Origin of the sequence: Conexibacter sp. CPCC 206217 (assembly GCF_030646165.1) — a bacterium.
Lineage (GTDB): Bacteria > Actinomycetota > Thermoleophilia > Solirubrobacterales > Solirubrobacteraceae > Conexibacter.
Genome location: NZ_JAUTDO010000003.1, coordinates 635838 through 649018 on the forward strand (window position 1 = coordinate 635838; position 13181 = coordinate 649018).

Annotated in this window: 11 protein-coding genes; 4 read left to right on the top strand and 7 right to left on the bottom strand. The window is 72.2% G+C overall.

Annotated elements, in window-relative coordinates; genetic code table 11:
* Window positions 1-22: 22 nt before the first annotated feature.
* On the bottom strand, window positions 23-1045 hold the full coding sequence (gene hrcA / locus Q7L65_RS11260; protein ID WP_304721182.1) for a heat-inducible transcriptional repressor HrcA: 1023 nt from the start codon (window positions 1043-1045) through the stop codon (window positions 23-25).
* 154 nt (window positions 1046-1199) lie between these two features.
* Between hrcA and Q7L65_RS11265 the strand changes: the two genes are divergently transcribed.
* Window positions 1200-3284: a hypothetical protein gene (locus Q7L65_RS11265; protein WP_304721183.1), complete on the top strand. Its 2085-nt coding sequence runs from the start codon at window positions 1200-1202 to the stop codon at window positions 3282-3284.
* Window positions 3285-3342: 58 nt separating this feature from the next.
* Here the strand turns inward: Q7L65_RS11265 and Q7L65_RS11270 are convergent, their stop codons facing one another.
* The gene (locus Q7L65_RS11270; RefSeq protein WP_304721184.1) at window positions 3343-5388 is read right to left on the bottom strand and encodes a phospholipase C; all 2046 of its coding nucleotides are present in this window, start codon (window positions 5386-5388) and stop codon (window positions 3343-3345) included.
* A gap of 298 nt (window positions 5389-5686) precedes the next feature.
* On the opposite strand from Q7L65_RS11270, the gene Q7L65_RS11275 reads away from it, so the two are divergent.
* Window positions 5687-6730, top strand: coding sequence for an EfeM/EfeO family lipoprotein (locus Q7L65_RS11275; protein WP_304721185.1), 1044 nt, complete (start codon window positions 5687-5689; stop codon window positions 6728-6730).
* Window positions 6727-8013 (top strand): iron uptake transporter deferrochelatase/peroxidase subunit, encoded by a 1287-nt coding sequence (efeB, locus tag Q7L65_RS11280; protein WP_304721186.1) that lies wholly within the window; start codon window positions 6727-6729, stop codon window positions 8011-8013. The genes Q7L65_RS11275 and efeB overlap by 4 nt, the downstream gene beginning before the upstream one ends.
* Here the strand turns inward: efeB and Q7L65_RS11285 are convergent.
* Genes Q7L65_RS11285 through lepA form a run of 5 tightly spaced genes read right to left on the bottom strand, consistent with a single transcriptional unit; the run spans window position 8003 to window position 12568 of the window.
* Window positions 8003-8404 carry a MaoC/PaaZ C-terminal domain-containing protein gene (locus Q7L65_RS11285; RefSeq protein WP_304721187.1) on the bottom strand — a complete coding sequence of 134 codons (402 nt, stop codon included), beginning with the start codon at window positions 8402-8404 and terminating at the stop codon, window positions 8003-8005. The genes efeB and Q7L65_RS11285 overlap by 11 nt on opposite strands.
* Before the next feature lie 2 nt (window positions 8405-8406).
* Window positions 8407-8847, bottom strand: coding sequence for a MaoC family dehydratase N-terminal domain-containing protein (locus Q7L65_RS11290; protein WP_304721188.1), 441 nt, complete (start codon window positions 8845-8847; stop codon window positions 8407-8409).
* Window positions 8848-8887: 40 nt separating this feature from the next.
* Window positions 8888-9736 carry an SDR family NAD(P)-dependent oxidoreductase gene (locus tag Q7L65_RS11295; RefSeq protein WP_304721189.1) on the bottom strand — a complete coding sequence of 283 codons (849 nt, stop codon included), beginning with the start codon at window positions 9734-9736 and terminating at the stop codon, window positions 8888-8890.
* A gap of 24 nt (window positions 9737-9760) precedes the next feature.
* Window positions 9761-10708, bottom strand: a complete 948-nt coding sequence (locus Q7L65_RS11300) for a polysaccharide deacetylase family protein (RefSeq protein ID WP_304721190.1) — start codon at window positions 10706-10708, stop codon at window positions 9761-9763.
* 51 nt (window positions 10709-10759) lie between these two features.
* The gene (gene lepA / locus Q7L65_RS11305; RefSeq protein ID WP_304721191.1) at window positions 10760-12568 is read right to left on the bottom strand and encodes a translation elongation factor 4; all 1809 of its coding nucleotides are present in this window, start codon (window positions 12566-12568) and stop codon (window positions 10760-10762) included.
* A 151-nt stretch (window positions 12569-12719) separates the two neighbouring features.
* Between lepA and Q7L65_RS11310 the strand changes: the two genes are divergently transcribed.
* Window positions 12720-12920 carry a hypothetical protein gene (locus tag Q7L65_RS11310; protein ID WP_304721192.1) on the top strand — a complete coding sequence of 67 codons (201 nt, stop codon included), beginning with the start codon at window positions 12720-12722 and terminating at the stop codon, window positions 12918-12920.
* Window positions 12921-13181 lie beyond the last annotated feature (261 nt).

The following is a 13181-nucleotide window of genomic DNA, read 5'->3' on the forward strand; positions in this document are numbered from 1 at the left end:
CGACGAGGCGCGGCGGCCGCGATCAGCCGTCGTAGACGTCTTCGACGAAGCGCGACAGCTGGTGCGCGGCGGCGCGCACGGAGCGGATCGCGTGGTCGTAGTCCATCCGCAGCGGGCCGATCACGGAGACCGTGCCGAGGCTCTGGCGCGGCAGGCCGTAGCTGGCCGCGACGAGCGCGAGCGAGCGCAGCGCCGGCGCCTCGTTCTCGCTGCCGATGCGGACGTAGACGTCGCGTTCGACCAGGGCCGCGCTGAGCACGCCGAGCAGCGTCACGCGCCGCTCCAGCATCTGCATCACCTCGTTGAGCTGCGTCACGTCCTGGAAGCCGAAGTCGCTCACCAGGCGCGCGGCGCCGTCGACGTAGAGCGTGTCCTCGCTGGTGTCGGCGAGCTGCGTGAAGACCGGCGATATCGCGTCGAGGAAGCCGCGCTCGCGCGAGCCGAGGGTCGGATCCGCCAGCCGCTGGTGCAGCTTGCGCGCGCCGAGGCCCATCCCGACGAGCTGCTCGTTGAGGAAGCTCGCGCCCCAGTCGGCGAGGCCCGCGTCGACCGGCGTCTCGAAGCCGAAGACGCGCTTGGTGACGCCGCCGGTGGAGGTGATCACGACGACCATCAGCACCTGCGGCTGCAGCAGCAGCACCTCGACGTGGCGGATCGTCGCGGTCTCGATCGGCGGCGCGGAGGCGATCGCCAGCAGGTTCGTCACCTGCGACAGCGTCGCGGTCGTGACGCGCATCGCCTCGTCGACCTCGTGGCGCACGAGCGACAGCGCCAGCGGCGGAGCGGCGACGACCGCGGTCGGGACCGGCTGGCGCAGCAGACGGTCGACGTAGTAGCGGTAGCCGGCGTCGGTCGGCACGCGTCCGGCGGAGGTGTGCGGATGCGCGAGCAGGCCGTGCTCCTCCAGCATCGCCAGCTCGTTGCGGATCGTCGAGGGACCCCACTCGACCTCGGCGGCGAGCCCCTTGGACGCGACCGGCTGGCCGGACTCGAGGTAGTCCGCCACGACCTTGCCGAGGATCAGCTCCTGACGCGGGGTGAGCATGGTTCTGATTCTAGGCCCGGAGCCGTACGCCACCTCGCACGAACCGCGCGAACCCGCCAGAACTGTCCTGATTGCTCAAGACGGTTTGTTGACGAACCGAAAAAGAGGGACAGAAGGATCCGGGCAAGGGGTACGTGAACGGGAGGTCGCGCGGATGACGCTTGGGAGAGCGTGCAGGATCGTGGTCACGGCCGCGCTGACGGTGCTGATCGGCTCGGGTGGCGCGGGAGCCGCCGCGACGGGCTGGGAGCCACATCCGCAAGCCGCACGCACGTTCACGGGTGGGAGCGCAGGCTGGACGGCGAGCGTCACGCAGACGGGCGGTGGGTTGACCTGTTCGGGGCTCCTGCATGTCCCGGGCGTGACCTGTCCGGCCGTCTCCAACGGCTGGCAGGCCGATGGCGGCGACGGCAGCCTGCGCGCCTCCCTGTCGACCGCGGTCGGGCTGCTGGCGACCACGACCGTCGACTGGACCAGCCCGTCGTTCACACTCGCGGCGCGCCCGGACGTCGCGGCGTTCGGCCTCGCGCTGCGCGGCAGCGGCGGCTCGCTGATCGATCTGGGCGGCGCCAGCGTCGCCGCCGACCTCGTCGACCTTGGGAGCGGCGGCGGGGGCGGCGGCGGCGCGGGCGCCGCGTTGCTGGCCGAGACGGCGGTCGCGCCGTCGGCCGGCTTCAACGTCTACGGAGGGCCGGTCGCGCCGGCGGCGCTGACGGCGGGGCACACGTACGCGGTGCGCGTGCGGATGCGTTTCAGAACGCCGCTCGGCGTCGCCGTGAGAGGTGCGCTGGAGCTGGACGACGTCGCGCTGCAGCTGACCGACCTCGACCCGCCGACGGGGCTGACCGCCAGCGTCAGCGCCGACACGGTCGGCGTGCGCGTCGGCGGCAGCGTCGACCCGCACGGCCAGGCGACGACGGTGACCGTCGACTACGGGCCGACGAGCGCGTATGGCGCCAGCACCAGCGTCGCGCTCGGCGGCAGCGGCGCGCAGCCGTTCTCGCTCCAGCTCGCGGGCCTCAGACCTGCGACCGCCTACCGCTACCGCGTCAGCGCCGTCAGCCCCGACGGCACGGTCGCGACGGCCGACGCGGGCTTCGTCTCCCCTGCCGAGGCGGCCTCCGACGGCGCGCCGATGCTGGTCGGCTCCAGCGCGAGCCGCCAGCGGATCGCCGTCTTCGACCTCGACGCGGCCGTGACGCAGGCGCTCGTGGAGGTGCGCGACGCGAGCGGCGCCGCGCTGCTCGACAGCTTCCCCGACGCCGACCTCGACGGCTCGGCGACGATCGCGCTGCCGGCTGCCGGCGGGACGTACCGCGTGCGCGTCGTGCGCACGCGCGCGGGCGCCGGCGGCCCGATCGCGAGCCCGTTCGTCGACGCGGTCCTCGATGCTGCCGACGCGGCGGCGCCAGACGTGTCGGCGACGCTCGTGATCGTCGCGCCGTGGTCCTCGGCCCGACGGGCGCGAACGGTGACGGTGCTGGGCGCCCCGAACGACGTCGTCTCGCGCCAGCTGCAGGTGGTCGACGCCGCCGACGGGCCGCTCGGCGCGCCGGTCGCGCTCGGCACCGACGGCAGCGCGACGGTGACGCTGCCCGACAGAGCGGGCTCCTACCGCGTGAGAGCGACGTTCCGCGATGCCGCTGGCAACGCGAGCGTCGCGCGCAGCCTGCCGGCGGTGCTGACAGGTCCCGTCGCGCCGACCGGCGATCCGCCGCCGACCGGCACGTCAGCGGATCCGCCGCCTGCGCCCGATCCGTCTTCGCCGTCGTCCCCGTCCTCACCCTCGTCGCCGACCCCGATCGCGGACCCGTCGGCCGGAGCGCTCCCGATCGGCGCGAGAACGACCTACCCGCTGAAGGTCGCGGTCCCGTGCGCGATCCGGCCGGGCAGCTCGGTGCGGCCGGCGCGGCGCGACGGCCTCTGCCCCGGTCGCGTCGTCGTGGGGCGGATCGCGGCGCCGAGGCGGACGGTCGGCGGCGTGCGCGTGCAGTTGCGAGCAGCCCGCAGCAGCGTGATCGGCGGCAGCGAGTCGCTGCGCTTCACGCTCGCGCAGCGCGGTCGCGCGCGACTGAAGCGGATCGAGTGGAAGCTCGGCGCGAGATCGCTGCGTGCCCCCTCGCTGCGCGCCGCCCAGCTGCGCGCCGACGGCGGTGAGCAGACGCTGAGCGTGCGGCTCGTGCCGCGCCGCGGCCGCGCCGTGACGCTGCGCACCACGTTCCGCACACGGGCGGTGTGACGGCGAGTCTGGCGCGGAGCGGCTCGCTCCGCGCCGGACTGCAGCCGATTCCCTCCTGCTAGCCGAGCTTGACCGTGCGCGTCAGGGAGCTGTTCGCCCCGCCGCTGTGCGCGATCGCGATCCGCAGCTGGTACTTGCCGCTGCGGACCTTGCTCTTCGTGCGCAGCGTGACCGACGCACGACCGCTCTTGACGACCGCGCGGGCCGTCGCGAGCACCTTCTCGTTCTTGACGACGCGGAAGCGAAGCGCGGTCTTGCCGGTCTTCGCGTCCTTGCCCGTCACCTTGCACGAGACGAAGATCTTCTTGCCGCTCGCCTTCGTCGTGCAGGTCACCTTCACCTGCGGCGGCTTCGGCGTGCTGCCCGTTGAACCGCTTCTTCTGCCGCCTCTGCCCGGCGTGCCGCCTCTGTCGCCGCCTCTCGGCGGGTTCGTGCCGTCGCCTCTGTCGCCGCCGTCGCCGGACGGATCGTCGTCGCCCTGACCGGGGTCGTCGCCACTCGGGTCGTCGTCGCCCTGGCCCGGGTCGTCGCCGGCCGGTCTCGGCGTCGAGGACTCGCCGATCGAGCCCGGCGTACCGGTGTCGGCCGGGTGGTTCAGCACGACGCCCGTCGTCGGGTCCAGCAGGACCTTCGGAGCGCGCGCGTGGTTGGGGTCGAAGTCGAACATGTTGGCCAGCGAGCCGGCCTTCACGTCCATCGAGCCGTCGCCGATGCGGCCCAGCTGCCAGTTGTCCTCGATGAACTTCAGGATCGAGGTCTGATCCGTCACCGAGTGGTCCACGAAGTTCTGCTTCGCGAACGGGGAGACGACCAGCAGCGGCAGGCGCGGACCGTAGCCGCAGCGCCCGGGGGCCGCGGTCGGGTCCTTCACGACGCCGCATCTGCCCGGCCCGTTGAGCGCGTCACCCGACGACGCCGACGGGTTGACGATCGGCGACATGACGTGGTCGTACCAGCCGTCGGAGTCGTCGTAGGCGATGACGATCGCGGTGCTGCTCCATGCCGGCGACTGCTGGATCGCGTTCACGGTGCGCGCGATCCAACGCTGCTCGTCGATCGGGTCCGAGCTGCCCGGGTGACCGTCCTCGGAGTTCGCCGCCTTCAGGTACGAGACCGCCGGCAGGTTGTCGTCGGCCAGGACCGTGTCGAAGTCCTGCAGGTCGTACTGGTGGTTCGCCTGGTCCGTTCTGCCGATCATCTCCGGCGAGCTCGGCGGCAGGTGGTGCGGGTTGGCCGTCGATCTGTAGTAGGCGAACGCGTTGTGGTGTGCGGAGTAGTCCGGCAGGTCGAAGTTGACGATGTCCTTGTGGCTCGCGCCGCAGATCGCCTTCCCCGTCGCCGGGTCGGTGCCCGTCGGGCGCATGCCGCCCTGGAACCAGCCCCAGGTGAGGTTGTGCGAGTTGAGCAGGTCGCCGACGTTCTTGCCGGTCATCACCGTCGTACCGGACGCCTTCGCGCAGTCGTCCAGCTCCGCGGACGGCTCCGGATCGGACGTGACCGTCGAGGTCGCGCCGCCAGCCGTCGAGGTCGCCCCCGACGTGTTGCCGCTGACGAGGTTCAGCGCGCCCGGCGTCGAGGGGCCGAAGCCCGTGCCGAACGAGTTGTCGCTCATCGAGAAGTGCTGCGCGAGGTTCCACAGCGCAGTCACCGTGTTGCCGTCGTAGTAGTTCATCACGACGGGTGACGGGCACAGCGAGCCGCCGCCGGCGGTGAACTCGACGAAGCCGTCCATCAGCCCGCCGTCGAACGCCTTCTGCTCGGAGCCGTACGAATGGCTCTGCGAGCAGGTGAACGCCTCCGAGCGGTCGAGGCGCTTCGGGTTCAGCGAGTTCGGGTTGCTGGTCAGCAGCGCGGGGCTCAGGCCGTTGACCGACGGCGTGTTCTCCTTCGCCGTGAACTGAGGCTCGCCGGGCGGGTTCGCTGCGTTGGGGTAGGTGCCGAAGTAATGGTCGAACGATTCGTTCTCGTCGAAGATCACCACCACGTGCTTGATCGGGGTATCCGTCGGCGCCGGGGGCGACGAGTCGGCGTGGGCGACGGTCAAGCCGACCGTCACCGCCAACGTCGCCAGTCCGCCGGCGGCGAAGAATCTACGTTTGCGCAAGGTGCCTCCACCTTCGCGGGCGGCAATGGGCCTGTGGCGCGCGGGCCGCCCTGGGCCGCAGCGCGCAACGATGCTGACGAGCGGTGATCGGCAGATGTCGCCCAGGAGTTAGGGCGAGATGAGGACTTTCTCACCTTTTATTCTGGCTTAATCGCCTCGGCTACTTGGCGCCGCGGAGCGCCGCGCTTATCAATTTCTTCACCCGATCCGCATTCCCTTGCGCTTACCGTGACCGGCAGCCCCGACGTCCTGCCGCAGCGCTGAACGCGCTCGGCTTCGCCCCACCCCACATCCATATATGCCACGTGACTCCCTGCGCGCCGCGCTGCTCGTCTGCGCCGCGCTCGCCGCTGCGCTGCTTGCCGGCTGCGGCGGCGACAGAAGAACGCACCCCGGCGCCGCCGTCGCGCCTGCCGCGAGCCTCGCGCCCCAGCACCCGCTGACGAAGGTCTACGGCACCGACGCGTCGCCCGCCGACGTCGCCGCGGCCGCGATCCAGCAGCCGACGGCCGGCGGCCTGCGATCGGAGATCAACCCGCTCTCCGAGCACGACTTCGACCGCCCGATCGCCCGCTACCGCCGCTACGCGATCGCACAGGCGCGGGCGATGCAGCAGCCGGTCGCGGCACTGACCGCGGCGCTGCAGCGGTCCGACCGCGACGCCGCCGAGCGCGCGTGGGGCGACGCCTACGACCGCTACTTGCTGCTCGGCGCCGCCTACGGCGCGCTCGGCGACCTCGACGTCGCGATCGACGGCACGCCCGGCCACCTCGCGGGCGGCGTCGCGGACCCTGACTTCACCGGCCTGCATCGGATCGAGCACGACCTCTACACGGGCGTCCCGACGCAGCAGATCGTTCCGTTCGCGCGGCGCCTCTCCGCCGACGTCGACAAGCTGCCGCACGCGCTGGCGAAGATCGAGATCACGCCGCTGGACTACGCCACGCGCGCGCACGAGATCATGGAGGACGCGCAGCGCGACATGATCAGCGACCGCGCGGCGCCGTGGAGCGGCGCCGGCGTGCGCGCGACGGCCGACGGCCTGACCGCGACGGAGACGGTGATCGACACGCTGCGCCCCGTTCTCAACGGCCGCGGCGACGCGCTGCCGCCGGTCGACACCTGGATGCTCGCGTTCAGAGGCGTGCTGAGCGAGGTCCGCCGCGCGCACGGCGGCACGTGGCCGAGACTCTCCGCGCTTTCGCACGCCGAGCGCCAGCGCGTCGACGGCACGCTCGGCGCGCTGCTGGAGGCGCTCTCGGCGGTGCCCGGAACGCTGGAGACCGCCCTCCCACCCGCCGTTCCCACAATTGCAAGCCAGACCCAGGAGTCGCACGGATGACCGTCAACCGCCGCAACTTCCTGCTGCGCTCCGCCGCGACGCTCGGCGCCGGAGGGCTCGCCGGCGTCGCCGTCGCCGACCTCGCGGGCGCCGACGCGCGCGCGGCTTCCGCGACCGACCCGGCCCTCAGCGCGGGCGGCTCCGCCGTCGACCCGACGCTCGCGACCCGCCTGCCCTTCGACGGCACGCACCAGTCCGGCGTGATCACCCCGAAGGGCGCGCAGGCGACGTTCGCCGCGCTCGACGCGATCGCGCCCGACACCGCCCACCTGCTGCAGGCGCTGCAGGCGTTGTCGATCCGCGCCCGCGCGCTGACGCAGGGCGCGGTGCTGCCGCTGCAGGAGGTCGACGAGCCGCCGGCCGACTCCGGCACGCTCGGCACGACGATCCCGCCCGACGCGCTCACGATCACGATCGGCTTCGGCGCCTCGCTGTTCGACGACCGCTACGGGCTCAAGAGACGCAAGCCGGTCCACCTCGTCGCGATGGAGCCGTTCGCCAACGACGACCTCGACCCCGCACGCACGCACGGCGACGTGCTGCTGCAGATCAGCGCCGGCCAGCGCGACACCGTCGTGCACGCGCTGCGCGAGCTGCTGAGACCGGTCCGCGACGCGTTCGCGCTGCGCTGGACGATCGACGGCTTCGAGAGCGGCCGCCGCGGCCCGCGCGGCAGAAGCTCGCCGCGCAACCTGTTCGGCTTCCGCGACGGCACCGCGAACCCCGACGTCAACGACGCGGCCCTGATGCGCCAGCTGGTGTGGACCGATCCCGCCGACGGCAGCGGCGAGCCCGCGTGGGCGACCGGCGGCACCTACCAGGTCGTGCGAACGATCCGGATGCACGTCGAGTTCTGGGATCGCGTCGGTCTGCGCGAGCAGGAGGGGATGATCGGCCGCACGCGCGACGCGGGCGCGCCGCTGGGCGGCAGAGACGAGTACGACGACCCGAGACTCGACGTCGACCCGAGAGGCGACCGGATCCCGCTCGACGCCCACATCCGCCTCGCCAACCCGCGCACGCCCGCGACCGACGACCAGCGGATCGTGCGCCGCGGCTACAACTACCACCGCGGCTTCGACGCCGCCGGCCAGCTCGACCAGGGGCTCGTCTTCGTCGCCTTCAACCGCGACCCGCTGAGACAGTTCGCGACGATCCAGAGACGGCTCGACGAGGAGCCGATGGTCGACTACATCACGCCGGTCGGCGGCGGCTACTTCTTCGTGCCGCCGGCCGCGAGCGGCGAGGCGGACTTCGTCGGATCGGGCTTGTTCAGGGCTTGACGACGACTTCGGCGACGGCGTTGCGGACGATCCGCGTGTCGCCCTGACGCGCCTCCGCGGCGACTGTCGCCACGCCGTCCTCGACGCGCTTCACTCTGCTCGTCACGACCAGCTCCTGCTCCAGCACGCCCATCCCGCGGAACTGGACCGACAGCGCTCTCAGCGCGGCCGGGTCGCCCGCGGCCTCGGTCTGCGCCCGCGCGACCTGCGCCATCGACCAGAGGCCGTGCAGGATCCGCCCCGGCAGCCCGACCGACTTGGCGAACTCCTCGTCGATGTGGATCGGGTTGAAGTCGCCGGAGGCGCCGGCGTAGCGGACCGTCAGGAAGCGGTCCGGCGTGGTCTTGAGGTCGGGCAGCTGCGCGCCCGGCTCGAACTCTGCTGCGCTCATCGTCACGCTCCTCGTACGAGCATCTTCCAGATGCCGGTCACGACGGGATCGCCCGCCTCGTCGACGGTCGCGACCGCGAAGTCGTAGAAGCCGAGGCCGCCCTTCTCGGCGATCGTCTGGACGGTCGTCGTGGTCGTCAGCTCCTCGCCGGCGACGACGAGCCGCTCCCAGCGGAACTCCTGGCCGCTGTGGACCATCATCGCGAAGTCGATCCCGACCTCCGGGTCGAACAGCGCCGGCATCACCGACGGCGACTGGTAGACGACCGCGAACATCGGCGGCGCGACGACGTCGGCGTGGCCCGCGGCGCGGGCGGCGGCGACGTCGAGGTGGAGCGGGTTCGTCTCCCCGACCGCCGAGGCGTATTCCTTGACCTTCTCGCGGCCGACCGCGTACACGACCGGCGCATAGCGCTTGCCGACGGCGTCGCTGTTGACTGGCACCTGGCTCTGGCTCCCTTCGGTGGTTGTGCGCAGCACGTTCTCAGAAGATCGTCGGCGCGGCGCCGCCGTCGACCGACCACGCCGCGCCCGCGACGTTGGCCGCGCGCTCGGAGCAGAGGAAGAGGATCGCGTCGGCGATCTCGCGCGGTTCGGCGAGCGTGCCGCGCGGGATTCTGCCGCGTGCGATCTCCAGCGCCTGCTCGCGCTCGATCCCGCGCGCGGCGGCGCTCTGGTCCGCGAGGCCGCCGTCGCCCAGCCACAGCGGCGTGCCGGTCGGGCCGGGCGTGACCGCGTTGACGAGCACGCCCTTCGCCGCGTACGCCTCCGCATAGGCGCGCGAGAGCGCCAGCTCGGCGGTCTTGGTCACGGCGTAGGCGACGTTGGTCGCGGAGACGCGCTTGCCCGAGGAGGAGCCGACGTTGACGATCCGGCCCCAGCCGGCGTCGGCCATCGGCGGCGCGAAGACGCGCATCAGCCGGTCGGGACCGCGCACGTTGAGCTGCCACTGCCGCTCCCATTCGACCTCGTCCAGCTCGCCGAGCGGGATGTTCTGGGAGACGCCGGCGTTGTTGACGAGCACCTGCGCGTCGCCGCCGAGCAGCTCGTAGGCGGCGGTCGCGATGCGGTCGGCGTCGGCCGGGCGCGTGACGTCGGCGGCGAAGATCTCGGCGCGGCCTGCGGCGGCGCCCGCCGCGGCAGTCCGCGCGTCGCCGCTGCCGGCGGCGCCCGGCGGGCGCACGCTCTCGGCCGCCGACGCCAGCGCATCCGCGTCGCGCCCGACCAGCAGCACCGACGCCCCCTCGCCCACCAGCCCGCGCGCGACCTCCAGTCCGATCCCGCGCGATGCGCCGGTGACGACGCAGCGCCTGCCGTTCAGCCCGAGGTCCATCGCGCCATTGTCGCGCGCCCGCGCTCAGCGTGGCGGCTGGTAGGGCGAGCCGCCGAGCAGCTCGGCGATCGTCGCCGTTCTCAGCCGCTTGCGTCTGAGGATCGCGAGGATCTCCGGCAGCGCCTCCGCCGTCGGCGGGTAGTTGGCGTGCAGCAGGATGATCGCGCCCGGTCTCGCCCAGTATCTGATCGCGTTGAGGATGTACGCCTTCGAGCGCAGGTTGGAGTCGGCAACGGTGCCGTTCCACATCACGACGCTTGTGTAGCCGCGCTCGCCGGCGGCGGCGAGCGTGCCCGTGTCGTAGGCGCCGTACGGCGGCCGCAGGTACGGCCGCCCCGTCAGCCCGAAGGTCTGCTCGATCCATTGCTCGTTGCGGTCGAGGTCGCTGCCGAAGGCGGCGGCGCCGACGGCCGGCGCGTTGACGTGGCTGAAGGTGTGGCTGCCGACGATCAGTTGTCCGCGCGCGACGAGCCTGCGGATCGCCTCGACGTGCGGTCTCCATTCGGCGTCGTAGCTGCCGTTGGGGAAGAAGGTCGCGTGCGCGCCGCTCTTCTCCAGCCCGCGCACGAGCTTCGAGATGCAGTCGCCGCAGTAGCCGTCGTCGAAGGTCAGCGCGATCTGCCGCTCGTCGGTCGGGCCGCTCTGGGAGACGACGGCGGTGCCCGGTCTGGCGGGTGGGATCGCGTCGATGTCGATCCGCGGCGTGGCGGCGTCAGATCCGGCCCCGGCTCTGGCGCCCGCACGGCGGCGCTCGGCGCGGGCGGTGGCGGCAGCACGGTCCTCGGCAGCCTTCGCGACCGTCGCATCGGCGGCGGCCGGCTGCGCGCCGCCGCGCACGGCGACGAGCGCGACCGCGACGATCAGCGCGGCGACCGCCAGCAGGGCGCCGCCCGCGAGCTGCCGCCGCCGGCGCACCACGCGCCGTGCGGCCTCGCGCCGCGCGCGGCGTTGCTCGTGCGTGAGACGCGTCATCGCGCCGGGATCCTTCCAGCTCGGCGGGCGCGACAGCGCCTCACCGCTCGCCTATCTCGTGTCGCCGAGCTCCAGCACCGCCAGGAAGGCCTCCTGCGGCACCTCGACGCGGCCGACCTGCTTCATCCGCGCCTTGCCTCTCTTCTGCTTCTCAAGCAGCTTGCGCTTGCGCGAGATGTCGCCGCCGTAGCACTTCGCGACGACGTCCTTGCGGTACGCCTTGACGGTCTCGCGCGCGACGACGCGGGAGCCGATCGCCGCCTGGATCGGCACGTCGAACTGCTGGCGCGGGATCTTCTGCTTCAGCTTCTCGGCAAGGACCCTGCCGACGTCGTGCGCCTTGCTGCGGTGCACGACCATCGAGAGCGCGTCGACGGCGTCGCCGGACAGCAGGATGTCGAGCTTGACGAGGTCGCTCGTTCTCAGCCCGACCAGCTCGTAGTCGAGCGACGCGTAGCCGCGCGTGCGCGACTTCAGCTGGTCGAAGAAGTCGAGCACGATCTCGGCCAGCGGCAGGTCGTACTCCAGCTGCACGCGGTCGGCCGACAGGTACTGCATGCCGGCGTGGGTGCCGCGCTTGTCCTGGCACAGCTCCATGATCGTGCCGACGTACTCCTTCGGCGTCAGGATGCTGGCCTTGATGTACGGCTCGCGGATCTCTCTGATCGTCGAGGGATCGGGCATGTCGGAAGGGTTGTGGACCGCGACGATCTCGCCGTTGGAGAGCTCGACCTCGAACTCGACCGACGGCATCGTCGTCATCAGCTCGAGGTCGTACTCGCGCTCCAGCCGCTCGCGCACGATGTCCATGTGCAGCAGGCCGAGGAAGCCGCAGCGGAAGCCGAAGCCGAGCGCCTCGGAGGTCTCAGGCTCCCACGACAGCGCGGCGTCGTTGAGCGTCAGCTTCTCCAGCGCGTCGCGCAGGTCCGGGTAGTCGTCGGAGTCGATCGGGAAGAGGCCGCAGAAGACCATCGGCTTGACGTCCTGATAGCCCGGCAGCGCCTCGGTCGCCGCGCCGCGCTTGGTCGTCAGCGTGTCGCCGACGCGCAGCATCGCGACGTCCTTGACGCCGGTGATCAGGTAGCCGACCTCACCGGGGCCCAGCGTCGGGGCCGCGACCATCGCCGGGTTGAAGAAGCCGAGCTCGTCGATCTCGGCCTCGGTGCCGGCCGCCATCGCGCGGATCGCCTGGCCCTTCGTGAAGGTGCCGTCGACCACACGGATGTAGGCGATGACGCCGCGGTACTGGTCGAACTCGGAGTCGAAGATCAGCGCGCGCGGCGGGCCGTCGGGATCGCCGGCGGGCGGCGGGACCTTCTCCACCAGCCGGTCGAGCACCTCTCTGACGCCCATGCCGGTCTTCGCGCTGATCCGCAGCACGTCGTCGGGGTCCTCGCCGAGCAGCTCGGAGACCTCGCCCGCGACGCGCTCGGGCTCGGCGCCGGGCAGGTCGATCTTGTTGAGGACCGGGACCAGCTCCAGCCCGCCGTCGACCGCCAGGTACGTGTTGGCCAGCGTCTGCGCCTCGACGCCCTGGGAGGCGTCGACGACCAGCAGCGCGCCCTCGCACGCCGCCAGCGAACGCGACACCTCGTAGGAGAAGTCGACGTGGCCGGGCGTGTCGATCAGGTGCAGCTGGTAGGTCTCGCCGTCGGAAGCCTCGAACAGCACGCGCACGGCCTGGGCCTTGATCGTGATGCCACGCTCGCGCTCGAGGTCCATCGAGTCGAGCAGCTGCGCTCTCATGTCGCGCTGCTCGACGGTCTTGGTGACCTCGAGGATGCGGTCGGCCAGCGTCGACTTCCCGTGGTCGATGTGGGCGATGATCGAGAAGTTGCGAATCTTGGACTGGTCGGCCATGGGCCGGTACAGGTTAGGCGCCCTGGCCGCCTAAGGGGTTGTGAGGTCCAGGTAAGGGATCTTTCAGGAGAAGTGACGGTGTTTGCCCGATGTGTCCGCTCTGCCTCAGCCGTACCGTCGTAGAGGTCAGAAACGACGCCAGGAGCAGACCATGAACCCCGTCCTCACCACCATCCAGAACGACGTCCGCGCTGCCGAGTTGCGCGAGCGTTCGGAGCGTCGTCGGCCCCGCACGTCCAACCCCTCCCTGCAGCCGGTCGAGTCCTCGCCGGCGGCGGCGCGCTCGACGGCCTTCGGCGCGCTGTTCCTCGGCCACGGCTTCTTCGGCCGCGAGCACGGCTCCGCCGCCTGACCGCTCCAGACCTGGGCGCGCGCGACCGGCCAGCACCGGCCGCGCGCAACGCCCGGCGACGCACAACGCCCGTCCGCGCTTTCCCTCCTCGTCGGAGTCAGCGGGCGGGCGCGTTGCTTTAACGGGGCGGTTCGGCGGCGCGCTGCGCGGCTGCTGCGCAGCGTCGGTGCTCCCGGCGCGGCGCCTCAGCGGCTCCCGCGCGGCGGCTGGCGGCGCGGCGGCCCCTGGCGGCGCGGCTGCCGCGGCGCGCGCGGACGCGGC

Excerpts from the sequence above, each read along its gene's own strand:
- hrcA (WP_304721182.1), bottom strand. The coding sequence starts at position 1,045 with ATGCTCACCCCGCGTCAGGAGCTGATCCTCGGCAAGGTCGTGGCGGAC.
- Q7L65_RS11265 (WP_304721183.1), top strand. The coding sequence starts at position 1,200 with ATGACGCTTGGGAGAGCGTGCAGGATCGTGGTCACGGCCGCGCTGACG.
- Q7L65_RS11275 (WP_304721185.1), top strand. The coding sequence starts at position 5,687 with ATGCCACGTGACTCCCTGCGCGCCGCGCTGCTCGTCTGCGCCGCGCTC.
- efeB (WP_304721186.1), top strand. The coding sequence starts at position 6,727 with ATGACCGTCAACCGCCGCAACTTCCTGCTGCGCTCCGCCGCGACGCTC.
- Q7L65_RS11285 (WP_304721187.1), bottom strand. The coding sequence starts at position 8,404 with ATGAGCGCAGCAGAGTTCGAGCCGGGCGCGCAGCTGCCCGACCTCAAG.
- Q7L65_RS11295 (WP_304721189.1), bottom strand. The coding sequence starts at position 9,736 with ATGGACCTCGGGCTGAACGGCAGGCGCTGCGTCGTCACCGGCGCATCG.
- Q7L65_RS11300 (WP_304721190.1), bottom strand. The coding sequence starts at position 10,708 with ATGACGCGTCTCACGCACGAGCAACGCCGCGCGCGGCGCGAGGCCGCA.
- lepA (WP_304721191.1), bottom strand. The coding sequence starts at position 12,568 with ATGGCCGACCAGTCCAAGATTCGCAACTTCTCGATCATCGCCCACATC.
- Q7L65_RS11310 (WP_304721192.1), top strand. The coding sequence starts at position 12,720 with ATGAACCCCGTCCTCACCACCATCCAGAACGACGTCCGCGCTGCCGAG.